Annotated in this window: 20 protein-coding genes; 7 read left to right on the top strand and 13 right to left on the bottom strand. The window is 71.0% G+C overall.

Annotation, left to right across the window (positions count from 1 at the left end; all coding sequences use genetic code 11):
- Positions 1 to 9 precede the first annotated feature (9 nt).
- The 8 genes from hemL to hemE all read right to left on the bottom strand — a co-directional run bounded on the left by hemL (position 10) and on the right by hemE (position 8,766).
- Positions 10 to 1,356, bottom strand: a complete 1,347-nt coding sequence (gene hemL / locus ACX80F_RS01485) for a glutamate-1-semialdehyde 2,1-aminomutase (protein WP_459334609.1) — start codon at positions 1,354 to 1,356, stop codon at positions 10 to 12.
- A 26-nt stretch (positions 1,357 to 1,382) separates the two neighbouring features.
- Positions 1,383 to 2,369 carry a porphobilinogen synthase gene (hemB, locus tag ACX80F_RS01480; RefSeq protein ID WP_459334608.1) on the bottom strand — a complete coding sequence of 329 codons (987 nt, stop codon included), beginning with the start codon at positions 2,367 to 2,369 and terminating at the stop codon, positions 1,383 to 1,385.
- Positions 2,366 to 3,238: a uroporphyrinogen-III synthase gene (locus ACX80F_RS01475; protein WP_459334607.1), complete on the bottom strand. Its 873-nt coding sequence runs from the start codon at positions 3,236 to 3,238 to the stop codon at positions 2,366 to 2,368. Before ACX80F_RS01475 ends, hemB begins: the two co-directional genes overlap by 4 nt.
- A 9-nt stretch (positions 3,239 to 3,247) precedes the next feature.
- Positions 3,248 to 4,195, bottom strand: a complete 948-nt coding sequence (gene hemC / locus ACX80F_RS01470) for a hydroxymethylbilane synthase (protein WP_459334606.1) — start codon at positions 4,193 to 4,195, stop codon at positions 3,248 to 3,250.
- Positions 4,192 to 5,349 carry a ferrochelatase gene (locus ACX80F_RS01465; protein WP_459334940.1) on the bottom strand — a complete coding sequence of 386 codons (1,158 nt, stop codon included), beginning with the start codon at positions 5,347 to 5,349 and terminating at the stop codon, positions 4,192 to 4,194. The genes hemC and ACX80F_RS01465 overlap by 4 nt, the downstream gene beginning before the upstream one ends.
- A gap of 47 nt (positions 5,350 to 5,396) precedes the next feature.
- The gene (hemQ, locus tag ACX80F_RS01460; protein ID WP_459334605.1) at positions 5,397 to 6,116 is read right to left on the bottom strand and encodes a hydrogen peroxide-dependent heme synthase; all 720 of its coding nucleotides are present in this window, start codon (positions 6,114 to 6,116) and stop codon (positions 5,397 to 5,399) included.
- Between the two features lie 71 nt (positions 6,117 to 6,187).
- The gene (hemG, locus tag ACX80F_RS01455; protein ID WP_459334604.1) at positions 6,188 to 7,702 is read right to left on the bottom strand and encodes a protoporphyrinogen oxidase; all 1,515 of its coding nucleotides are present in this window, start codon (positions 7,700 to 7,702) and stop codon (positions 6,188 to 6,190) included.
- A gap of 2 nt (positions 7,703 to 7,704) precedes the next feature.
- Entirely contained in the window at positions 7,705 to 8,766 is a 1,062-nt protein-coding gene (gene hemE, locus ACX80F_RS01450; protein ID WP_459334603.1) for a uroporphyrinogen decarboxylase, read from the bottom strand.
- 182 nt (positions 8,767 to 8,948) lie between these two features.
- On the opposite strand from hemE, the gene ACX80F_RS01445 reads away from it, so the two are divergent.
- Positions 8,949 to 10,319, top strand: a complete 1,371-nt coding sequence (locus tag ACX80F_RS01445; RefSeq protein ID WP_459334602.1) for a glutamyl-tRNA reductase — start codon at positions 8,949 to 8,951, stop codon at positions 10,317 to 10,319.
- 73 nt (positions 10,320 to 10,392) lie between these two features.
- Here ACX80F_RS01445 and moeB read toward each other — a convergent pair whose 3' ends face one another.
- Positions 10,393 to 11,610 carry a molybdopterin-synthase adenylyltransferase MoeB gene (moeB, locus tag ACX80F_RS01440; protein WP_459334601.1) on the bottom strand — a complete coding sequence of 406 codons (1,218 nt, stop codon included), beginning with the start codon at positions 11,608 to 11,610 and terminating at the stop codon, positions 10,393 to 10,395.
- 96 nt (positions 11,611 to 11,706) lie between these two features.
- Between moeB and ACX80F_RS01435 the strand changes: the two genes are divergently transcribed.
- Together ACX80F_RS01435 and ACX80F_RS01430 are read left to right on the top strand one after the other, a co-directional pair.
- Positions 11,707 to 12,327, top strand: coding sequence for a TetR/AcrR family transcriptional regulator (locus tag ACX80F_RS01435; RefSeq protein ID WP_459334600.1), 621 nt, complete (start codon positions 11,707 to 11,709; stop codon positions 12,325 to 12,327).
- A gap of 48 nt (positions 12,328 to 12,375) precedes the next feature.
- Positions 12,376 to 12,597, top strand: coding sequence for a DUF3107 domain-containing protein (locus ACX80F_RS01430; protein WP_104165992.1), 222 nt, complete (start codon positions 12,376 to 12,378; stop codon positions 12,595 to 12,597).
- 111 nt (positions 12,598 to 12,708) lie between these two features.
- On the opposite strand, the gene ACX80F_RS01425 is transcribed toward ACX80F_RS01430, so the two are convergent.
- A complete protein-coding gene (locus tag ACX80F_RS01425; protein ID WP_459334599.1) occupies positions 12,709 to 13,515 on the bottom strand; it encodes a ferritin-like fold-containing protein in 807 nt (268 codons plus the stop codon).
- A 125-nt stretch (positions 13,516 to 13,640) separates the two neighbouring features.
- Between ACX80F_RS01425 and ACX80F_RS01420 the strand changes: the two genes are divergently transcribed.
- From ACX80F_RS01420 to ACX80F_RS01410, 3 genes are all read left to right on the top strand, one after another.
- The gene (locus ACX80F_RS01420) at positions 13,641 to 15,140 is read left to right on the top strand and encodes an RNB domain-containing ribonuclease (RefSeq protein ID WP_459334598.1); all 1,500 of its coding nucleotides are present in this window, start codon (positions 13,641 to 13,643) and stop codon (positions 15,138 to 15,140) included.
- Positions 15,141 to 15,394: 254 nt separating this feature from the next.
- The gene (locus tag ACX80F_RS01415) at positions 15,395 to 17,188 is read left to right on the top strand and encodes a DEAD/DEAH box helicase (protein WP_459334597.1); all 1,794 of its coding nucleotides are present in this window, start codon (positions 15,395 to 15,397) and stop codon (positions 17,186 to 17,188) included.
- Positions 17,189 to 17,194: 6 nt separating this feature from the next.
- On the top strand, positions 17,195 to 18,064 hold the full coding sequence (locus ACX80F_RS01410) for a DNA-methyltransferase (protein WP_459334596.1): 870 nt from the start codon (positions 17,195 to 17,197) through the stop codon (positions 18,062 to 18,064).
- Between the two features lie 13 nt (positions 18,065 to 18,077).
- On the opposite strand, the gene ACX80F_RS01405 is transcribed toward ACX80F_RS01410, so the two are convergent.
- The 3 genes from ACX80F_RS01405 to ACX80F_RS01395 form a co-directional block, all read right to left on the bottom strand.
- The gene (locus tag ACX80F_RS01405) at positions 18,078 to 19,541 is read right to left on the bottom strand and encodes an HNH endonuclease (protein WP_459334939.1); all 1,464 of its coding nucleotides are present in this window, start codon (positions 19,539 to 19,541) and stop codon (positions 18,078 to 18,080) included.
- 715 nt (positions 19,542 to 20,256) lie between these two features.
- Positions 20,257 to 21,099 (bottom strand): PHP domain-containing protein, encoded by an 843-nt coding sequence (locus tag ACX80F_RS01400; RefSeq protein WP_459334595.1) that lies wholly within the window; start codon positions 21,097 to 21,099, stop codon positions 20,257 to 20,259.
- 32 nt (positions 21,100 to 21,131) lie between these two features.
- Positions 21,132 to 21,368: a hypothetical protein gene (locus tag ACX80F_RS01395; protein WP_459334594.1), complete on the bottom strand. Its 237-nt coding sequence runs from the start codon at positions 21,366 to 21,368 to the stop codon at positions 21,132 to 21,134.
- 284 nt (positions 21,369 to 21,652) lie between these two features.
- Here ACX80F_RS01395 and ACX80F_RS01390 point away from each other — a divergent pair, with 284 nt between their 5' ends.
- Positions 21,653 to 23,233: an aminopeptidase P family protein gene (locus ACX80F_RS01390; protein WP_459334593.1), complete on the top strand. Its 1,581-nt coding sequence runs from the start codon at positions 21,653 to 21,655 to the stop codon at positions 23,231 to 23,233.
- The last annotated feature ends 27 nt before the right edge of the window (positions 23,234 to 23,260 follow it).

Below are 23,260 nucleotides of genomic sequence, written 5' to 3'. Positions count from 1 at the left end.
GCGGGGACGCTAGTCGACCGGCACGGCCGCTGCTGCCGCCCGCGCGGCCGCCGGAAGGGCCGCGTGGATGCGCTCCATCGCGGTGTCGTCGTGCGCCGAGGAGAGGAACCACGCCTCGTACACGGACGGGGGGAGGTACACGCCCGAGTCGAGCATGGAGTGGAAGAACGGCCCGTAGCGGAACGCATCCTGACCGGTTGCGTCGGCGTAGTTCCGGACACCGTGCTCGGCCGTGCCGAAGGCGACGCTGAACAGGTTCCCCGCCCGCTGGATGGAGTGATCCACGCCGGCCTTCGTCAGCTCGGCCGTGAGGGCGTCGCTGACCTCGAGCGAGCGCGCGTCGACGTGCCGGTAGACGTCGTCCGTCGCGGCCGTGAGCGTCGCGACGCCTGCCGCCATGGCGATCGGGTTCCCCGACAGGGTGCCCGCCTGGTAGACCGGCCCGATCGGCGCGAGGTAGTTCATCACGTCGGCACGCCCGCCGAGCGCTGCGGCCGGGATACCGCCGCCGATGACCTTCCCGAAGGTCAGCAGGTCCGGCGTCCACGGGTGCTCCGCGTCGTCGGCGCCGCCGGTGAGCTTCCAGTACCCGCCCGGGTGGGTGCGGAATCCGGTCATGACCTCGTCGACGATGAACAGCGCGCCGTGCTCCGAGGTGATGCGGCTGAGGAAGGCGTTGAAGCCCGGCGCCGGGGTCACGACCCCCATGTTCGCGGGAGCGGCTTCCGTGATGACGGCGGCGATGTGCTCGCCGTGGGAGCGGAAGGCCTCCTCGACGGCTTCGACGTCGTTGTACGGCAGGACGAGCGTCTCCGCCGTCGTCGCCTCCGTGACGCCGGCGGAGCCGGGCAGCGCCAGGGTGGCGACGCCCGATCCGGCGGCCGCGAGGAGGCTGTCCACGTGCCCGTGGTAGCAGCCGGCGAACTTGACGATCAGGTTCCGTGACGTGAAGCCCCGGGCGAGCCGGACGGCGGTCATGGTCGCCTCGGTCCCGGTGGACACCATGCGCAGCAGTTCCACGGCGGGCACGCGCTCCTTGACGAGCTGCGCGAGGTCGGCCTCGGCCGGCGTCGAGGCGCCGAAGGTGAGCCCGTGGTCGACGGCGCGGTGCACGGCCGCGATGACATCGGGATGGGAGTGGCCGAGCAGCGCCGGGCCCCACGAGCAGACCAGGTCCACGTACTGCTTGCCGTCGGCGTCGGTGACGTACGCGCCGTGCGCGTCGACGAGGAAGCGCGGGGTCCCGCCGACCGAGCCGAAGGCGCGGACGGGCGAGTTGACCCCGCCGGGCATGAGGGCGCGGGCGCGCTCGTAGAGGTCGTCGGACGTGCTCGCTGGTGTCGCTGCGGTGGTCATGGGTGCGGTTCCTTCGGTGTGGGAGGTCAGTGGGAGGGCTCGTCGAGCCAGAGCGCGAGCTCCGACGCCCAGTAGGTCAGGATCAGCTGCGCGCCGGCCCGCTTGATCCCGAGGACCGATTCCTCGATGGCGCGGCGGCGGTCGATCCACCCGTTGGCGGCCGCGGCCTCGATCATCGCGTACTCCCCCGAGATCTGGTACGCCGCGACGGGGACCGGCGACATGGCGGCGACGTCGGCGAGGATGTCCAGGTAGCTCATGGCCGGCTTGACCATGACCATGTCGGCGCCCTCCTCGATGTCGAGTTCGACCTCGAGGATCGCCTCGCGGCGGTTCGAGGCGTCCATCTGGTAGGTCCTGCGGTCGCCGACGAGCTGGGAGTCGACGGCCTCGCGGAAGGGGCCGTAGAACGCGGACGCGTACTTGGCGGCGTAGGCGAGCACCACGGTGTCCTGGTGTCCGGCCTCGTCCAGCGCCTGGCGGATGACGGCGACCTGGCCGTCCATCATCCCGGAGGGGCCGAGCACGTGCGCGCCGGCGCGTGCCTGCTCCACGGCCATCCGGGCGTACAGCGCCAGCGTCGCGTCGTTGTCCACCGAGCCGTCGGCGGCGAGGACGCCGCAGTGCCCGTGGTCGGTGAACTCGTCCAGGCAGACGTCGCTCATGACGACGAGGGAGTCGCCCACCTCGGAGCGGACGTCCGCGATCGCGCGGTTGAGGACGCCGTCCGGGTCGATGCCCGCGCTGCCGGTCGCGTCGCGGTGCTCGGGGATGCCGAACAGCATGATGCCCCCCACGCCACGCTCCACCGCCTCCGCGGCCGCCCGCTTCAGGGAGTCCGTGGTGTGCTGCACGACACCGGGCATGGAGAGGATGGGGGCGGGCTCGCGGAGTCCCTCCCGGATGAACGCCGGGAGGATCAGCTCGGAGGGATGGACGCGGTACTCGGCCACCATGCGCCGCAGTGCGGGCGTCGAGCGCAGCCTCCGGGGCCGGTGCTGGGGGAAACTCATGGCTGATCTCCGTTCGATGGTGCGATGTGCAGGTGGGGCTCGCCGCCCTGTGCGAGGGCGTCCGCCGCCGCCCGGGCGATCCCCTGCGGTGTGGGATCGACGGCCGTGGACGCCGGCGCCCATCCTTCGGACCGCAGCGCACCGGCCGTGGTGCGGCCGATGGCGACGGGCCGGAAGGACAGCGCACCGACGTCCAGCCTGTCACGGAACTGGCGGACGGTGCTCGGGGCGGTGAAGACGACGGCGGGCTGGACACCGCCGGAGGCGAGCTCCAGGACGTCCTGGACGGACAGCACGGGCGGTCTCGGCCCGTCCTCCTCGACGCCGGGAACGCGCCGCGCAGGGGACGCCGGGTAGGGCACGGTGCGGTAGGCCTCGACGCGGTGGACGGACCGGCCCGAGGCTGCGAGTCCTTCGCGGAGGTCGTCCGGGGCGAGGTCCGCCTGGGGCAGGAGCACCGCCCCGCGGCCGGGCGGGAACGCGGCCAGGAGGCCGCCCGAGGACGCTTCCCCGGGCACCAGGTCGACGACGACGCCCGCTTCCGTCAGCGCCCGCGCGGTCGCGGTGCCGACCGCGGCGACACGCGCTCCCCCGCCGCGGACGAGGGCGGCGAGCCGTTCATCGCCGGCGCCCGCCAGCATGCCCAGGGCCTGGACCGCGTTGGCGCTGGTGACGACCAGCCATTCGTACGCGCCCTGGCCGAGAGACGCCAGGGCGCGGGTCGCGGCGTCGATGTCGGCGGGCAGTTCCGTGTCCGTGAGGGGCAGCGCGTAGGGCGTCATGCCGCCGGCGCGGAGGGCGTCGGCGATCCGGACCGCCCGTGCCGGGTGCCGGAGGACGACCACCGGCCGGTCCCCTGAACGGCTCACCGCGTGCGCCTAGCTGTTCAGGGGCGCGACGTCGGCTGCGCCCGCGGCGAGCAGTTCCTCGGCGAGTTCGAGACCGAGCTGCGCGGCGGCGACGGCATCCGTGGCGGGCGCCGAGCGGGTCAGACGGATCATCGACCGGCCGTCCGTGCTGCACACCACCGCTTCGAGGGAGAGGATGTCACCCTGCAGCCGCGCGAGTGCACCGATGGGGGCGGAGCAGCCTGCTTCGAGCTGCAGGAGGACGGCGCGCTCCGCCGTCACCGCGAGCCGTGTGGGCAGGTGGTCGTAGGCGGCGAGCGCCTCGCGCACCCCGGGGGTGGCTTCGCGCTCACGGCACTCGATCGCGAGGGCGCCCTGGCCCGCGGCGGGCAGCATGACGTCGGGGTCGATCAGCTCGGTGATCGCGGCCTCGCGCCCGAGCCGCCGCAGTCCCGCGGCGGCGAGGACGACGGCGTCGAGGTCGCCGGGCGCCCCGGGGACGAGTCCGGCGACGCGACCGAGGCGGGTGTCCACGTTGCCGCGGATGTCCACGACCTCGAGCCCGGGGCGTGCAGAGCGCAGCTGGGCGGCCCGCCGCGGGGACCCCGTGCCCACACGCGCACCGTCCGGGAGGGTGGCGAGGGTGAGTCCGTCCCGGGCGCAGAGGGCGTCGCGGACGTCCTCCCGCTCGGGCACCGACGCCACGGTCAGGCCCGGGGCGGGCAGGGTGGGAAGGTCCTTGAGCGAGTGCACCGCGAGGTCGCACCGATCCTGGAGGAGGGCGTCACGGAGGGCTGCGACGAACACACCGGTGCCGCCGATCTGCGAGAGCGAGCCCTTGAGGATGTCGCCCTCCGTCCGGACCCGCACGAGCTCGTACGGCAGGCAGGCGAGGTCGGAGACCCTCTCCGCCACCGTCGTCGTCTGCGTCATCGCGAGGGCGCTGCCCCGCGTGCCGACCCGGATGCCTGTGCTCATTCCGTACCGGGGTTGGGCAGCGGCGTGCCCACGGTGGAGTCGACGGCGGCGACGGTCGGCTTCTCCCCGCGACGGTTCGCGCAGCAGTTCGGGCGGCATACGTCGTACCAGGGTCCGAGGGCCGTCGTGGACGGACGGTCCGCGATGTTGTTGTCGATGGTGCGCTCGAGGATGAGGTCCACGAGACCCTCGACGAACGTCCGGTGGGTGCCGGGCGTGGGCACGCGGTCGGCGACGATCCCGAGCTCACCGCAGGTCTCCAGAGCCTCGGTGTCGAGGTCCCAGGCGACCTCCATGTGGTCGGAGACGAAGCCGAGCGGGACGATCACGACGCCGCGCGTGCCGGCCTCGTAGCGGTCGCGGAGGGCGTCGCTGATGTCCGGCTCGAGCCACGGGATGTGCGGGGCTCCCGACCGGGACTGGTAGACCAGGGACCATTCGACGCCGGCGGCCTCGGGGATGCGGTCCAGCACCGCCTGCGCGGTGGCGAGGTGCTGCGCCACGTACGCGCCCTCCTCGTAGGCCGGTCCGCCGTCGGCGTCGCGGGGTCCGGCGGCGTCGGCGTCGCCCATCGGGATGGAGTGGGTGGAGAACATGATGTGCACGGGCGCCTCGGGGGTGCCCTGCTCGCCGAGTCCGGTCCGGACCTTCGCCAGGCCCTGGGTCACACCCTCGACGAATGGCTCCACGAAGCCCGGGTGGTCGAAGTACTGGCGGACCTTGTCCACCTCGAGCCGGCCCTCGAGTCCGGTCTTGACGAGCGCCATGCCGAGGTCCTCGCGGTACTGGCGGCAGCTCGAGTAGCAGGAGTAGGCGCTCGTGGTCACGGCGAGCACCTTGCGGTGCCCGGCGTCGTACGCCTCCTGCAGGGTGTCCGCGATGAACGGCTCCCAGTTGCGGTTGCCCCAGAAGACGGGCAGGCCGATGCCGCGACGGCGGAGCTCGGCCTCGATCGCGGCCCGCAGGGCACGGTTCTGGCTGTTGATGGGGCTCACGCCGCCGAACGCGCGGTAGTGGTGCGAGACCTCCTCCAGACGCTCGTCGGGGATGCCGCGGCCGCGGGTCACGTTCCGCAGGAAGGGAATGACGTCGTCCTGTCCCTCCGGCCCGCCGAAGGATGCGAGCACGACGGCGTCGTAGGCCTTCGGGGCCATCCGCCCGTTCTCGTCGACCCCGTCGAGGGGGTTGAATGCCTGTGTCGTCACTGGAGCACCTCTGCAATCTCGTCGTGGCTGATCCGCCGGCCGGTGTAGAACGGCACTTCCTCGCGGACGTGGCGCCGCGCTTCGGTCTCCCGGAGGTACCGCATCAGGTCCACGAGGTCCACGAGCTCGGGAGCTTCGAGTGCCAGGATCCATTCGTAGTCGTTGAGGGCGAAGGATGACACCGTGTTGGAAATCACCTGCGGGTACTTCCGCCCCTTCAATCCGTGGTCCATGAGCATCTCGCGGCGCTCGTCGGTGGGCAGGATGTACCACTCGTAGGAGCGCACGAACGGATACACGCAGACCCACTCCGCCGGCGCGACCCCGCGGGAGAACGCCGGACTGTGGGACTTGGAGAACTCGGCGTCACGGTGGACGCCCATCGCCGACCACACCACGGTGGTCCCGGCCAGGGCGTCGGTGCGGCGCAGCTTGCGGACGGCGGCCTGGAGGTCCTCCGGGCGGGGTCCGTGCAGCCAGACCATCACGTCGGCATCGGCGCGCATGCCGGAGACGTCGTAGAACCCGCGGAGCACGACGCCATCCTGTTCGAGACCGGAGAGGACCTCCGACATGGGCTGTGCGCCCGAGGCCGGGGTGGCGGCACCCCGCGCGAAGACGGTCCAGAGGGTGTAGAACAGCTCACCCGGGGCGTCGGCGCCCCCTACGGTCTGCTGTGGAGCGTGGGCGGGCATGCTACCGGTGGGCTCAGTCATGGTACTAGTCTGCCCCTGCCCGCAGGCGAACCGAAATTCTTCCCTTCTACAATGTGTAGAAGAGATGAAGGTCACATCGGGGGTGTCCGGTCGCTCCCCGCGAGGGCGTCCGCGAGCGCGACGGCGCGGGCCCGGGCGTCGTCGATGACGGCGACCAGACCGGTCCCGGCGAGCCAGCCGCCTGTCACGGCGAGGGACGCCGACTGCTCGGCCACGAGGGTCCGGATACGTGCGACGCGATCCCGGTGCCCCACGGAGGCGTGTGGCAGGGCACCGGCCCAGCGCACCACGTCCCAGTCGAGGACGTCGGCCTCACCGATGGGCACGCCGAGCAGGGCCGAGGCGTCGGCGAGCGCGGAACGGTAGAGGACGTCGTCGGGCGTCGCGAGTCCGACGGCGGTGGGCTCGTCCCCTACACGGCCGAAGGACAGCCGGAGGACGTGGGAGCCGGGGCCGGCCTGGTCGCGGAGCCACGCCCACTTGGCGGTGGCGTGGGTGAGCGCCTTGGCCGTGACGCCGTCGACCCCACGGGCCACGAGCACCCCCGTGCCGCGGGGTCGGGCGTCGAGTTCCGGGACATCGACGATCAGGGTGACGAGGGCGACGCCGGGCACCGGGTCCGGACGCTCCGCCGCGAGGGCGGGCAGCTCCCTCGTGAGGAGATCGACGGCGCTCCTGCCTTCGGTGGCGACGAGTACGGCGTCGGCGTGCAGCCGTCGCGTGAGGCCCGAGTGTTCCGTCGTCACGACCCACCCGGCACCCGAGCGGGCGAGGCCCCCGACGTGCTCGCTGGTCCGCAGGTCCGCGCCGTCCTCCCTGAGCTGGCGGACGAGGGCGTCGCGGAGCTGGGCGATGCCGCCGACGAGGCCGCCCACGGCGGCACCTGCGGGTGCCGCCTGGCGCAAGGCACCGGCTGCGGCACCGAGGGAGCCCAGGCGGCCCATGGTCGAGCGCAGGCCCGGCGCCACGGAGTCGACGTCGAGGTCGTCGGGGTCGGCGGAGAAGACCCCACCCGCGACGGGCGCCACGAGGCGGGTGAGGACGTCCTCCCCCATCCTCGTGCGCACGAGCTCGCCGAGGCTGACCCGGGGGCGTGTGGCGAGGGCACCGACCGGGAGCACCTTGTCCAGGGCCGCCCGGAGGGAGCCCGCGCGGCCGAGGATCGCGCTGATCGTCGGATCGGAGGGATCCGCGGGAATGCCGAGGATGCCGGAGTTCGGCAGCGGCTGCGCGGCCGCCCGCAGGTCCCTGCCGGGCAACTGGACCCAGGCGCCCGTGGCATCAGGGGCCACGATCCGGTCGCCCAGGCCGAGCTCACCGGCGAGCGCGGGCACGGTGGCCGATCGGGTGGAGAAGGATTCGGCGCCGCTGTCGAGCAGGAACCCTCCGAGGGAACGGCTGTCCACGGTACCGCCGAACCGGTCCGACTGCTCGAGCACGGTCACACGCAGGCCCCGCTGCAGGAGCGTCCGCGCCGCGACGAGGCCGGCCATGCCGCCGCCCACCACGACGACCGTCCGCGGTCGGGCGGGCGCGGCCGTCTCCGGTTCCGCAGGGACGCCGTCCGGCCCCGCCGCCTTCGGCACGGCTACGGCTCCACGGAATGGATGAGGTCAACCACGCGGGTCAGGACGTCAGGGTCGGTCTCCGGCGGGACACCGTGTCCGAGGTTCACCACGTGCCCGGGCGCCGATGCACCCGCCGCGAGGACGTCGCGGACATGCTGCTCGAGGACGGGCCACGGGGCGGGCAGGAGGGCCGGGTCGATATTGCCCTGGAGGGGTACGGTCCCACCGAGGCGGCGGTTCGCCTCGTCGAGCGGCAGCCTGTAGTCGACGCCGATGACGTCCACGCCGACCTCGTGCATCGCCACGAGCAGCTCCGAGGTGCCGGTGCCGAAATGGATCAGCGGCGCGCCGGAGCCCCGGACGTGGTCCAGGGCCCTGCGGGAGGCCGGTGCCACATGCCGGCGGTAGTCCGCGAGGCCGAGGGATCCCGCCCACGAGTCGAACAGCTGGGCGGCGCTGGCGCCAGCCTCCAGCTGTGCCCGCAGGAACATGCCGGAGGCGTCCGCCGCCCACTCGGTCAGGGCGCGCCATGTGTCCGGATCGGCGTGCATCATGGTGCGGGGGCCGAGGTGGTCCCGTGACGGCTTGCCCTCGACCATGTAGGCCGCCAGCGTGAACGGGGCCCCGGCGAAGCCGATCAGCGGCGTGGATCCCAGCTGGGCGACCGTGAGGGCCACGGCCTGGCGGATCGGTTCCAGCGCCTCGTCCGTCAGCGTGGGCAGCGCGGCGACATCGGCGGCGGAACGGATGGGCGCGCCGAGGACGGGGCCCACCCCGGGCACGATGTCGACGTCGACCCCGGCCAGCTTGAGCGGGATGACGATGTCGGAGAAGAAGATCCCGGCGTCCACGTCGTGCCGCCGCACGGGCTGGAGGGTGATCTCCGATGCCAGTTCGGGATCGAGGCAGGATTCGAGCATGTTGGTGCCCTCCCGCAGGGCGCGGTACTCCGGCAGCGACCGTCCGGCCTGGCGCATGAACCAGACGGGGCGCCGATGCGGAGCCATGCCACGGTAGGCGGAGATGAGGGCCGACCCGGACGTGCGTCCGTCGATCAGCGGGTGCGATGCTCCAAGGTCCATACCGCCGATTCTGCCGAAGATCCTGCGGGATGGATAACCGGAGACCGCCGGCCGGGCCCCCCGTGGCCAAGATCACGCTGCCCGCGGAGGGTACTGTCCCGCAGGAATCCGCGGGAAGCAATGTCCGGGTAAGCCTTACCTATTCGGTGGATGTCCCCTGTCCTCGATATGATCGGAGCGCTGTGGTACTTCTTTCACTTGTCGCGACACATTCGAATGTGGACCTGGAAACCGTTGCCCGACTGAGCGTCGGGGCGCCCCAGGTCCCTTCCGCTGCGCTCGCCGAGGATCCCTCCGTCACCGGAGCCGTCGTCCTGGCCACCTGCAACCGCTTCGAGATCTACGCCGAGGCACCGTCCGAGGAGGACGTCGAGGCCGCCCGCTCCGCGATCGTGACGACCGTCAGCGAGTACTCGGGCATCCCCGAGCAGTCCGTGTCCTCGTCCTTCGAGACGCACACCGGCCAGGACGTGGCCGAACACCTCTTCGCCGTCGGAGCCGGCCTCGACTCCGCCGTCATCGGCGAACGGGAGATCGCCGGGCAGGTCCGACGGGCGCTCATGGAGGCCCAGGGGTCCGGTGCCGCCAGCGGCGGCCTCGTCCGCCTCTTCCAGGCCGCCTCCCGGACCGCGAAGGACGTCGGCGCGCAGACGGTGCTCGGCAGCCGGGGTCGGTCCATCGTGTCCGTCGCCATCGAACTGGCCGGAGACATCTCCGAGGACGCCGACTGGTCCACCAAGAGCGTGGTGCTGTTCGGGACGGGAGCCTACGCGGGTGCCACGATGGCAGCCCTCCGGGACAGGGGATGCACCGATGTCTCGGTCTTCTCCTCGTCCGGCCGGGCCGAGGCCTTTGTCGCGACCCGTGGCGGGACCGCCCTCACCGCCGCGCTCCTGCCCGAAGCGATGCGCCGGGCCGACGTCGTCATCGGCTGCAGCGGCAGCGACGCACGCATCGATGCCGCCGACATCGAACGGGTCCGCGCGGCCAGCGACCGCCCGCTCGTCATCATCGACCTCGCGCTGAGCCACGACTTCGACCCCGCCGTCGCGAACCTCGACGACGTCGAACTCATCACCCTCGAATCCGTCCGCGCAGCGGCGCCCGAGGAGCAGGCCGAGGCCCTGTCGCGGGCCGGCGACCTCGTACGCGAAGCCGCACGCTCCTTCGAGGAACAGCAGGCGACACGGGCGATGAACGCGGCGATCGTCGCGCTCCGCCAGCACACGCAGACCGTCCTCGACGCCGAGATGGAGCGCGTCCGCGCCCAGCACGGTTGCACTGCCGCCGCGGAGGAGGTCGAGTTCGCCCTGCGGCGCATGGTCCGCCAGCTGCTGCACGTCCCCACGGTGCGGGCCCGCGAGCTCGCCGCCGAGGGTCGCCAGGACGAGTACACCGCAGCGCTCGAGGCCCTCTACGGCATCGACGTCATGCCCGCGCCGTCCGCCGCTCCCGCCCCGGAGTTGCCTGCCGCTGCCGCGCATGCCGGTCATGCGCACCCCGAGGGCGCCGTGTGCCCCGTGGACCACGAGCGGCCCGCCCAGAGCGCCTGACCCAGCGGCGCCATTCCGTCGCCCGGCATTCCGTCGCCCGGGCGGACCCGGACATCGGCTCTGGGGAGGACACCTAGTAGGTCATCTTCTGCGGTTCTATGGTCCGCACCCATTCCACGATGCCGCCGTCGACCGACCAGACGTCCCTGTGTCCCCGGTCGCGGAGGTGGCGGACGACGTCGGCCGAGCGCACCCCGGACTTGCAGTGGACGTAGACCGTCCGCGTACTGTCCACGGCCGCTGTGCCGTCGAGGATCAGGGGCGTCGGGACCAGCACCGCGCCGTCGATCCTCACGATCGCGTACTCCTCCGGGTTCCGGACGTCCAGCAGGTCGAAATCGGCCGAACCCGACGCCCGTGCGGCGAGGAGCTCCGCGAGTTCCTCGACGGAGACGGTGGGCACCGTCGCCTGATCCGTGCCGGCGGCCGCCGCGGACGGCAGTCCGCAGAACTGCTCGTAGTCGATCAGCTCGGTGATGCGCGGGGCGGTGGGATCCGGCCGCACGCGCACTTCCCGCCAGCTCATGTCCAGGGCGTCGAACACCAGCACGCGGCCCAGCAGGGTCCTGCCGAGGCCGGTGATGAGCTTGATGGCCTCGTTGACCATCACGGACCCGATCTGCGCGCAGAGGACGCCCAGCACGCCGCCCTCAGCGCAGGACGGCACGGAGCCGGGCGGCGGGGCGTCGGGGTACAGGTCACGGTAGGTGGGGCCTCGGTCCTGCCAGAAGACGCTGACCTGCCCGTCGAACCGCAGGATGGATCCCCAGACGTAGGGTTTGCCGAGGATGGCGGCCGCATCGTTGACGAGGTAGCGCGTGGCGAAGTTGTCGGTGCCGTCGACGATCAGGTCGTACCCGGAGAAGAGCTCGAGGGCGTTGGATCGGTCGAGCCTCTCCCCGTGCAGCACCACCTCGACCAGCGGATTCAGGGCCAGGATGCTGTCGCGCGCGGATTCTCCCTTCGGCCGGCCGAGATCCGGGACGCCGTGGATGACCTGGCGCTGCAGGTTGGACAGGTCGACGTCGTCGTCGTCGACGATGCCCAGCGTGCCGACGCCGGCAGCCGCCAGGTACAGGAGGGCCGGTGAGCCCAGCCCGCCGGCTCCGATCACGAGCACGCGGGCGTTCTTCAGCCGCAGCTGCGCCTCGGTGCCGAAGCCGGGGATGATGAGGTGCCGCGAGTAGCGCAGGGTCTCCTCCCGGGTCAGGCTCCCGACGGCCTCGACCAGCGGCGGCAGGTCCGCCGGTGTGTTCCCGGGAGCGTGCACGGACGGAGTGGAAACGGTCATGCCCAAGGGTATTCCCCGCCCGCACGGCCGGGCCAGCCGCCGTGGGTACACTTGACCGAGCCCCGCCCCCGACCGCTGAACCGAGGACCGCCCCCCGTGAGTGTTGAACCGACCGCCGCAGGAAAGGCCGTCCGGCTGCCGCGGGACGAGCGCCGGCGCCAGCTCCTCGCGGCCGCCCAGGAGGTCTTCGTCAGCAACGGCTACCACGGGGCCGTCATGGACGACATCGCGGTGGCCGCCAGGGTGAGCAAGCCCGTGCTCTACCAGCACTTCCCGGGCAAGCGGGACCTGTACCTCGCGCTGCTGGACAGCCACCTGGCCGAACTGACGCAGCTGCTGGTGGATGCGCTGCGCTCCACCGATGACAACAAACTGCGCGTGCACGCGACCATGCGCGCCTACTTCCAGTTCATCGCCCAGGACAGCAAGGCGCACCGACTGGTCTTCGAATCCGACATCAGCAACGAACCCGACGTCAGCAGCAGGCTGGAGGCCTTCAACGCCCATTTCGCAGGCGCGATCGCCGGAGTGATCGCCGGCGACACCCAGTTGTCGATGGTGGAGGCGACCCTGCTGGGCCGGGGCCTGGCCGGCATGGCGCAGATCAGCGCACGCTACTGGCTGGAGACCGACGGCAGCCTCGACATAGATGGCGCGGCGGAGCTGATCTACCGTTTAGCTTGGCGCGGAATCAGCCGTTTCCCCAAGGAGATCTAGGGTAGGTTTCGAAGCAGCAACAGGCTCAGACAACAGGAGGCACGCGCCGTGGAAGTCAAGATCGGTATCCAGAACGTCAACCGGGAGATCATCCTCGAATCCTCCGAGAGCGCGGACGCCATCGCCGAGCTCGTCGGGCAGGCCCTGGGCGGCACGGAGCTTCGGCTCAAGGACTCCAAGGGCCGCCTCGTGATCGTCCCGACGGGCGTCCTCGGCTACGTCGAGATCGGCGCCGAGGAGACCCGCCGCGTCGGGTTCGGCGCGCTCTAGTCCAGACCCGCAGATGCACGACGGCCGGCGAGCAGCACCGGCCGGCCGAGGACCCGCAGCCACCGGCTGCGGGTCCTCCTGCGTTCCGGGACGTCGCGCGTCGGGTGGACGCTACGCCGTCAGCCCGAGAGCGCTCATGCGCCGCGAGTGGTTGCGGGTGAGTTGCGAGAAGAGCGCCGTCGTGTGCTGGTTGTGGTCCGCCTCGTCGGCGAACAGCAGCCCTGCCAGGTACTCGCGTTCGATCCCCACGCGCTGTGCCTGGGTCAGTGCCTCGCCCACGAGCCGGCGTCCCCATAGGGCGAGGCGCGAGGCCAGTCGGGGATCGTCGGCGAGCGCCTCCGTGAGGCGGCGCTGCAGGTGCGCGGCCCCGTCACCGGAGTCGATGGTGCTGATGAGTTCACGCGTCCGCGGATCGAGGGTGTCGGCCAGCGAACGGTAGAAGTCTCCGGAGAAGGCGTCGATGACGTACGCCTTCATGAGTGACTCGTACCAGTCGCCCGGGCGGGTGCGTTCGTGGAAGGCGTCGATCGACGCCTGGAAGGGTGCCATCGCGTCCTCGATCGAGACGCCGAGGTCGCCCACGAACCGGCCCACCAGCTCGAAGTGTTCGAACTCCTGGACGGCGAGGCGGCCCAGGCTCGCACGGTCCGCGAGGCTCGGCGAGAACCGTGCGTCCGAGGACAGACGCTCGAAGCCCGACAGCTCGCCGTAGGCGATGACGCCGAGCAGATCGGTGACGAAGCGTGCATACCGGGGATTCGCAAGGGCGTCGTCGGCGGCGCTGGCCGGAGCGGCGGATGGGGTGCGGCTGGTCGCATCCGCCCCGTCAGCCGTTGTCGGCGAGGCCGCGGAGCCCTTGGCCGGGGCGGGATGCCCGGGAGCGGGGACGGCTGTGCGGTGGGGGTAGCCGTTAGTCATTCTGCTAAGAGTACGCACTTCCCGTTCCCGGGCAACCCGTACTGCGGCGCGGGGACGCCATGAACAGCGCGGCGCCCGCGGTGTGCCCCTGCCCGAAGTCGGTGACGTGCACTACCGTATTGCCTGTGCCTGCACAGCATATGGACCTCAGGGACCGGGAGTCCCACCAGCGCCTCACCGAGTCGCTGCGGTCCCTTCGTGAGGAGCTCGGCGTCCGCGAACAGTTCCCCGAGGACGTCCTGCGTGAGGCCGACGCCTCGGTCGCCGCCCATGTCCTGCCGTCCGCTGATCTCCGCGCACTCCCCTTCCTGACCATCGACCCGCCCGGCTCCACCGATCTCGACCAGGCCGTGCACCTCGCCCGCCGGGGAGACGACGCCGCGGGGTACGAGGTCTGGTACGCCATCGCGGATGTCCCGCTCTTCGTCGGAGCCGGTGGGGCGATCGACGCCGAGGCCCGGCTGCGGGGGCAGACCCTCTATGCGCCGGACGGCCGGATCTCGCTCCATCCCGAGGTCATCTCGGAGAACGCGGCGAGCCTGCTCCCGGACCGCGACCGCCCGGCCTACGTCTGGCACTTCCTGCTCGACGCCGCGGCGGAGGTCGAAGAGGCCACGGTCCGCCGTGCCACCGTCCGCAGCCGCCGCCAGCTCACCTACGCGCAGGTCCAGGCGGAGATCGACGCCGGCACCGCCGACGACCAGCTCGGGCTCCTGCGGGACATCGGCCTGCTCCGGATCCAGCAGGAACTCGACCGTGGAGGGGCGAGCCTCAACCTGCCGCGCCAGGAGATCATCTACGCCGGCGGGAGCTACGGCATCATCACGGAACCGGCCCTGCCGTGCGAGGACTGGAACGCCCAGATCTCGCTCATGACGGGCATGGCCGCGGCGCGGATGATGATCGAGGGAGGCATCGGAATCCTGCGGACAATGCCCGAACCGGACGACGGCGCCCTCGGCAAGTTCCGGCGCCAGTCCGAGGCACTCGAACACCCGTGGCCCACGCACATGCCCTACGGGGCCTTCCTCCGCACCCTCGACGTCGCCGTTCCACGGCAGCTCGCCCTCATGCACGCCGCCGCGTCCCTCTTCCGCGGCGCGGGGTACACGGCGTTCGACGGCGAGGTGCCGGACGCCGTCGTCCAGTCGGCCATCGCCGCGCCCTACGCGCATGCCACCGCTCCCCTGCGGCGGCTCGTGGACCGCTTCGTGCTCGTCATCTGCGAGTCGCTGTGCACCGGGAGCCCGGTGCCCGACTGGGTCCGGACGGCCCTGCCGGAACTCAACGGCCTCATGGCGTCCTCCAACCAGACGGCGTCCCGCCTCGATGCGGGAGCCATGGACGCGGTGCAGGCCGCCCTGCTGAGCAACCGGATCGGCGAGGCGTTCTCCGCCGTCGTCCTGCAGGGCTCGCCACCGGCCATCGAGGATGCGCCCGGCAAGCAGGCACCCCGCCTGTCCGGGACGGTCCAGATCACCGAACCGGCGCTCGAGGCGACGTGCTACGGCGAACTCGTGGCCGGGGAGCGCGTGACGGTGGTCCTGCTCGAGGCCGACATCGCACGCCGCCGCATCCGCTTCGAGGTGAAGCCGACGGACGCGCCCACCCGCAGCCCGCGATGACGCCGTGCGGGGGACGGGCAGGGTAGTCTTGCTGTGTAGTAATGGATGCCCGGTCGTTATCCCTCGATAACCCGCAGTACCTACTCGATCCCGAGTTACCCCGCAGGCGCAGGTCCAACCCCGCCCGCATGCAGTCGCAAGCCCGCGATCGGCTTCCACTGGACGCCCTGCGCCCGCCGATACGCTCCGCCCCGGATGAATCCGTTCGAGGCGTCGAGCCTCAGCGGCCGCTCGGCCTGAATGAACGGTAGAACGTGCACAACACAGACCACGATACGAACACCGGCGCCGGCCACACCGCGGCGACCGACAGCCACCACCTCGTTGCGGACAACTCCCCGGACGCCATCGATGTCGAGGAAACGCTCGTCACCACCGCCGAGCCGCACGCGCCCGTGCCGGAGACCTTCGCGGACTTCAACGTCCGGCCCGACATCGTCGAATCCCTCGCCGACGCAGGCATCATCCACCCCTTCCCCATCCAGGCGATGACCCTGTCGATCGCCCTCGGCGGCCACGACATCATCGGCCAGGCGAAGACCGGCACGGGCAAGACGCTCGGGTTCGGCATCCCCGCCATCCAGCGCGTCGTCGGCCCCGAGGACGAGGGTTACGACCGGCTCCCGGTACCCGGGGCGCCGCAGGCCCTCGTCGTCGTGCCGACCCGTGAACTCGCGGTCCAGGTGGCGAGTGACCTGACGACGGCGGCGAAGAAGCGCAATGCGCGCATCGTCACCATCTACGGCGGACGCGCGTACGAGCCCCAGATCGAGGCCATCAAGAAGGGCGTCGAGATCGTGGTCGGCACCCCGGGACGCCTGATCGACCTGTACAAGCAGAAGCTCCTCGTCCTCAAGAACGTGAAGATCGTGGTGCTGGACGAGGCCGACGAGATGCTGGACCTCGGATTCCTGCCCGACGTCGAGACGCTCATCGCCGCAACTCCCCCGGTGCGCCAGACGCTCCTGTTCTCCGCGACGATGCCCGGCCCCGTCATCGCGATGGCCCGCCGCTACATGACGCAGCCCACGCACATCCGCGCCGCGGATCCCGAGGACGAAGGCATCACCAAGAAGGACATCCGGCAGGTCATCTACCGCGCACACAACCTGGACAAGGCCGAGGTCGTCGCCCGGATCCTGCAGTCCCGCCAGCGCGGTCGCACGATCATCTTCTGCAAGACCAAGCGAACCGCCGCGAAACTCTCCGAGGAGCTCATCGACCGCGGCTTCGCGGCCGGCGCCATCCACGGTGACCTCGGCCAGGGCGCCCGCGAGCAGGCACTACGCGCGTTCCGCGGCGACAAGATCGACGTCCTCGTCGCCACCGAGGTGGCCGCCCGCGGCATCGACGTCGAGGACATCACCCACGTCATCAACTACCAGTGCCCCGAGGACGAGAAGGCCTACCTGCACCGCGTCGGCCGCACGGGTCGTGCCGGCAAGAAGGGTACCGCGGTCACCTTCGTGGACTGGGACGACCTCCCGCGCTGGGGGCTCATCAACAAGGCCCTCGGCCTCGACGCCCCCGAGCCCGTGGAGACCTACTCGTCGTCTCCCCACCTGTACACGGAACTCGACATTCCCGAGGGCACCAAGGGACGCCTGCCCCGCAAGGACCGCCACCTGGCGGGCATCAACGCCGAAGTGCTCGAGGATCTCGGCGAGACGGGCAAGCGCGGCGGCGGCGGGCGTCCGGACGCACGCACCGACGGTCGGCGTGACGGTGGACGCGACGGCGGACGGGGACGATCGCAGTCCGGTGGACGCGGCGGACAGCGCCGCGACGGCGACTCGGGCGAAGGATCGGGCGAAGGCTCACGCAGTTCGCGCAGCCGGGGCCGCGGCGGCCGCAGCCAGGACGCCGACGCACCTGTCGCCCAGGGCGCTCCCGCAGTGTCGGATTCCGCCACGGCCGGTTCCTCGGGTGGCGGCCGTCGTCGGGCCGGCGAGGGCGAGGCCCCGTCCGGTGACCGGCCACGCCGCAGCCGGACCCGGCGCCGCAACGGCGAGGTCGTCGCCAATCCTGCCGGCGGCACAGAGGACTAGCGCTCGGTGACCGAGCTTCCTGCGCCGTCCGAGGCTCCCGCCTGGAGCCCGGACGGCGCCAACCTCGTGGTGCACGCGGACAACGCGGAGTACCTCGCCGTCCTGCCGGACGCCGCCTTCACGATGATCTACGTGGACCCCCCGTTCAACACCGGGCGGGCGCAGCGCCGCCAGCAGACCACCATGGTGCGTGCGGTCGGAGGAGCCGGAGACCGGGTGGGGTTCAAGGGCATGTCCTACTCGACGGTCAAGGGCGTGCTCTCGAGCTACGACGATGCCTTCGAGGACTACTGGGACTTCCTGGCGCCGCGCCTCGCGGAGGCCTGGCGGCTCCTCGCCGATGACGGCACCCTCTACGTGCACCTGGACTACCGCGAGGTGCATTACGCGAAGGTCATGCTGGATGCCCTGTTCGGGCGGGAGTGCTTCCTCAACGAGATCATCTGGGCCTATGACTACGGCGCCCGGGCGAAGCGCCGATGGCCCGCAAAACACGACAACATCCTCGTCTACGTGAAGAACCCGTCCGGCTACCACTTCGACAGCGCCGAGGTGGACCGCGAACCGTACATGGCGCCGGGCCTGGTGACGGCCGAGAAAGCCGCCCTCGGCAAGCTGCCGACGGACGTCTGGTGGCATACGATCGTCTCTCCGACAGGCCGCGAGAAGACGGGCTATCCCACCCAGAAACCGGAGGGCCTGCTGCGCCGCGCCGTAGCGGCGAGCAGCCGCGAGGGCGACTGGGTGCTGGACTTCTTCGCGGGGTCCGGCACGCTCGGCGCGGTTGCCGGGAAGCTCGGCCGCCGCTTCGTGTGCGTGGACAGCAACCCCCAGGCCATCGACGTCATGCGCGCACGCCTCGCACCCTGGATATGACCTCCGGCTGCTGTTACGCGTAGAAGAGTTCGGCTCGTCGCGAGTGGCGAGCAGGCCGCGTCAGCGTACCGTCGTCATTCCGGGCATCGCCCCCCGACGCCGGCGGGTGGGCTGGCCTGATGCCGTGCTGCTCCTGTCGTTCGCGCTGTTCGTGGTTTCTGCCGTTCGGCCCGCTGCAGGGAAGGGGTGGGGCGGTGGAGTGGTAGGTGTGTCCCGTCGGCGTGCTGACTTCGCGGGTGTGCCTGAACCCCGGCGTCGCAATAGTTCGTGCGTTCCAGCCGTCGAGTTCCTTGGTGTGGTTGCACGCCTCGCAGAGTCCTGCACCGTTGGACAGACTGGTGGGTCCGTTGGTGTGCCAGGGGATGATGTGGTCGTGGTGCCGAATCGGTGCGTCACAGTACGGGGTGCGGCAGAGGTGGTCGCGGGCCTGGATGAATCGGCGCTGCCCGGTAGTGAACAGACGGGACCTCGACTCGACGCCGACCAACTCGCCGGTCCCGGGCGCGGTGTACAGGCGTCGGAGCCACACCTCGTAGCCCGGCCCCGACTCTGTCGGTAGCCCGCTTGCGGGACCGGAAGCCAGACTTGTCACCTGCCCCGCGCTCCCTGCGAGTCCTGCTACGTGATCGGCTGACTGCCCGGCCTTATCGTTCGTGAGGAGGTTGCGGGCCCAGCCGGCGGGGACGATCCCGTAGCCCGGGAGCCGGGCCGGCTCACTGTCGCCCTGGAGCAGGGTCCGGTCGGTCATGATGAGCTGGACCTCGATGCGGGAGAACCCGTCCGGTGTGCCGGTGGTGCGTTCCACGAGGGCGTCGGCCATCAACTGGCCGCGGCTGCGCTCATCCCCTGCGGCGCGCTGGGCATCGGCGTGCCGGGTCAGCTCCGCGTGCACCGCCACGCCCTGGGCCACCGGGAGCAGAGCGGTCAGGTAGGTCATGGTGTCCGGTGCCGGGCGCAGACTGACGTGCCGGTCCTTCACGGCACGGCTCGCCCGCTCGGTCACACTGCGGGGGTCCCGCCGGTACGCCGCCGCCCGCGCCGCAGCCACCAGCGCCCGATCCCCGACACCGTCGAACGCACCTGTATCGGGGCTGAGGTCCTCGTCGACCGCGCACCGGTCCGCCGCGGACAGGCACGCCGTCTCGCGCACCAGCAGGGTCGCCCGCCACTCATTCAACTGACCCGCCTCCAGGGCGGTGAGGGTGTGGGGCATTTCCGTGACCAGCGCCCGCGCCAACCCCAGCAGCCGGCCACCCCGGGCAGGAGACTCCCGACGGGCCAGGGCGATCTGCGCCGCCACCCCCTGCCCCCGCTCAGCAGCAGGGACACCAGCCTGTGCCTGCGACTGACGCTGCGCCAGATCGAACGCCACACTAACCCGGGCCTGCCGGCCGGCGATCGCGGACTTCAGATCCTCCAGGGCACGCATCTCATCGATCAGCTCCGAACCGTCCGCCGGGAGGGCAAGGGAGGCCATCGCATCGATCAGCTCCCACACCCGGGCCGCCGAGGAAGTGCCAGCCGAGGAACTGCCAGCCGGGACGGCGACCGACGGGACCGCAACGGACGGGACGGCGACGGACGGGACGGCGACCGACGGGACGGCGACCGACGGGACGGCGACCGACGGGACCGCAACCGACGGGACCGCAACCGACGGGACCGCAACGGACGGGACCGGAACGGACGGGACAATCACCGACCGGACCGGATTCGACTGGGCGACGGCCTGCCGCGAAGCGCCACCGAGATAGGTCGCTTCGTGAGGAGCATTCCGGCTGCTGTCCATACTGAATTCTCCCAACCACCACCGACATTTCGAGGTGGCTACGGGCCGGCACCAGGATCCCGGAGCACCTACGATCCGAGCTCACGACGGGCCGATACCGGAGGTCGAAACTACCTCCACCCCGAGACGCTACGGATTGTCACCGGAAACCTGAATCACCCACGACCCGAAAACGCTACGACGTGACATCGAGGCACGATCATCGAAGGACAACGGTGTTCATGGCTTGCCGTCCTCGGTGCGGCACGGCAGGTGCCGCACCGGGCACCGAAACCGCCCGGCAGCGCGTCGGGAAGCTCGTCGACGGTCCACAACCGCACTCCAGGAGGAGTGACAGGAGCCGCACCAGACCCGCAGCACGTAAACCCCCTCATCGGAGAGGAACTCCGGCCGAAACCGGCGCTCAGCCGACCCGGGTACCCGTGGCGAGGGCCCGGATGGCGTCGAACGTCTCAGCCGTCGTGGTGTTCTCGCCGAGCAGGTTCGGCTTCCCGAGCCCGTGGTAGTCGCTCGACCCCGTCATGAGGAGCCCACGGTCCCGCGCGATCTGCCGCAGGGTCACGCGCGCGCTCTCGGGGTTGTCCCGGTGCTCCACCTCGAGGCCCAGCAGGCCGGCGTCGATCATCTCGTCGAGGACCGCGCCGCCCGCCACGGCTCCCCGGGTGAAGGCCGATGGATGGGCGAAGACGGGGACCCCACCGGCGTCGCGAATGAGCGCGACGGCGGTGGCGGGATGCGGTGCGTAATGGCTGACCCAATAGGGTGAGCGCGCGGTCAGGATGCGATCGAAGGCCTCGGCTCGCGTGGTGACGATGCCGAGCGCGATCAGCGCATCGGCGATGTGGGGGCGCCCCACCGTGGCGCCCTCCGTCACGTGCTGTTCGACGAGTTCCCAGGTGATCGGGAAGTCCTGCGCCATCAGTTCGACCATGCGGTGCGCCCGCGTCAGGCGCGCTGTCCGCGACTTCTCGATCTCGGCGAGCAGTCCGGGGTGCAGCGGGTCGTGCAGGTAGGAGAGCACGTGCACGCTGATTCCGGTGTCCGTCCGGCAGGAGACCTCCATGCCGGGGACGAAGGCGATCCCCAGGGACGCGGCGGCGGCCTGCGCGCGGCCCCAGCCGGCAGTCGAATCATGGTCGGTCAGGGCGACGGCGTCGAGGCCCGCCGCGACGGCCGACGCAATGAGGACCCCAGGGTCCTCGGTGCCGTCCGAGACGTTGGAGTGCGTGTGCAGATCGATTCTCACCGAACCAATCTACGCGCCGCAGACCGTCATCCTCACCGGCGGGGCCGCTCCACGGGCAGCACGAGGGACAGCAGCCGCCGCAGTTCGTGCACGTCATCGATGCTCAGGGCATCGAAGCACGGCATGATGGCGTCGATCCAACCGCACTGGAACTCGTCCACCTCCGCGCGCGCCTGATCGGTCAGGGTGACGATCAGGGCCCGCGCGGCCATGGTGTCGATCGCCTCGGTCAGGGACCTCTCCCGCTCGGCGTCCCGCTCCCCTCCCATCAGTAGCTCACCAGCGGAAGCCGGTGCAGGAAGGTGCAGTCGTGCACCTGCTGGAAGAGGAATTCCGCGGGGTCGGTCCGGCCGACGGCGGTACTGGCGTCCACGCGCACCCAGCCGACGCGGTACACGCCGGTGTACGGCTCGTCCTGCCGGTGCCGCCGAAGACCTCGATGGTTGCCAGGAGGGTGCCGTTCGTCGACGGGAGGCTCGCCAGTTACTTCAGTTCCTCAATTAGCTGGATGCCGGACTTTCCCGTGGTGTAGCCACGGTGGGAGGATGACGGGGTGAGCCCTGACGACACCGCATCCGCCGCCCTGAATCCCACCGACTCCCCCGAAGGCCAGCCCCTCTCGGACCGGAACGACAACCGGTCCCAGCGACCCGACTCGGAGGCCTTCAAAGCCTTCATGGCGGGCAGTTGGGCACCTGCCTCGGATGACCTTCCCGCCGCATCGCCCGTAGCTCCGCACGCGGCGCGCCGCCGTCGTGCAATCTCCGACCGCTTCCCGGGCGAGCGCATCGTCGTGCCCGCCGGCCCCTTCAAGGTGCGTTCGAACGACACCGACTACCGCTACCGGCCGCACTCCGGTTTCGCGCACCTGACCGGCCTCGGACTCGACCACGAGCCCGACGCCGTGCTCGTCCTCGAACCCGTGGAGCAGGGCGCGGGCGACGACGGCGGCAACCACGTCGCCACGCTGTACTTCCGGGAGCCCGCCGGACGCGACAGCGACGAGTTCTACGCGAACGCCCGCTACGGCGAGTTCTGGATCGGCCAGCGCCTGTCCATGGCACAGATCGAGGCTCAGCTCGCGCTGAGGACCGCGGATCTCGCAGGGCTCGAAGTCGCCATCACGAAGGACGCCGGAGTGGTCGAGATCGGCGGCGTGGGCATTCGCCTGCTCCGCGAGGTCGACTTCAACGCCGATGCCCTCGTGGACACCTCACGCATCAACACCGGGGTGGACCTCGAGAAGGCCGACGCCCTCGATGCCGTGCTCGCCGAGGCGCTCTCCGAATTGCGGCTCGTGAAGGACGCCTGGGAGATCCGGCAGATGGAGACGGCAGTCGCCGCGACCGTCGAGGGTTTCCACGAGGTGGTGCGGTCGTTCCCCCGCGCCATGACGCATCCGCGGGGCGAGCGCGTCGTCGAAGGCGCGTTCTTCACGCGTGCCCGTGAGGAGGGGAACGACCTCGGATACGACACCATCGCCGCCTCCGGGAACAACGCCACCACCCTGCACTGGATCCGCAACACGGGACAGGTCAGGGCCGGCGATCTGCTCCTGCTGGACGCCGGGGTCGAGGCCGAGAGCCTCTACACCGCCGACATCACCCGCACACTGCCCGTGAACGGGCGGTACACCGACGTACAGCGGCGGATCTACCAGGCGGTGCTCGACGCCGCCGATGCCGGTTTCGCCGCCGCGCAGCCCGGCCGTAAGTTCCGGGAGATCCACCTCGCCGCGATCACCGTGCTCGCGGAGAACCTCGACCGCTGGGGACTCCTGCCCGTTCCGCTCGAAGAGGCCCTTGCACCCGAGGGCCAGCACCACCGGCGGTGGATGCCGCACGGCACCAGCCACCACCTCGGCATGGACGTCCATGACTGTGCCCAGGCCAAGCGCGAGCTCTACCTCGACGGGATCCTCACCGAGGGCATGGTGTTCACCATCGAGCCGGGCCTCTACTTCAAGGCCGAGGACCTCGCGGTCCCCGAGGAGTACCGCGGGATCGGCGTACGCATCGAGGACGACATCCTGATGACGGCCGACGGTCCGGTCAACCTCAGCGCGGCCCTGCCGCGCACTCCCGAGGACGTCGAGAACTGGATGGGTGGCATCTGGGGCAGCACCGGCGAGTAGCCTGCCCGCCCGGCGGCAGGACGGCAC

This window comes from Arthrobacter sp. TMS2-4, from assembly GCF_054511075.1.
Note: the sequence above shows the minus strand (reverse complement) of the source record. Positions and strands in the feature narration are given on the sequence as shown.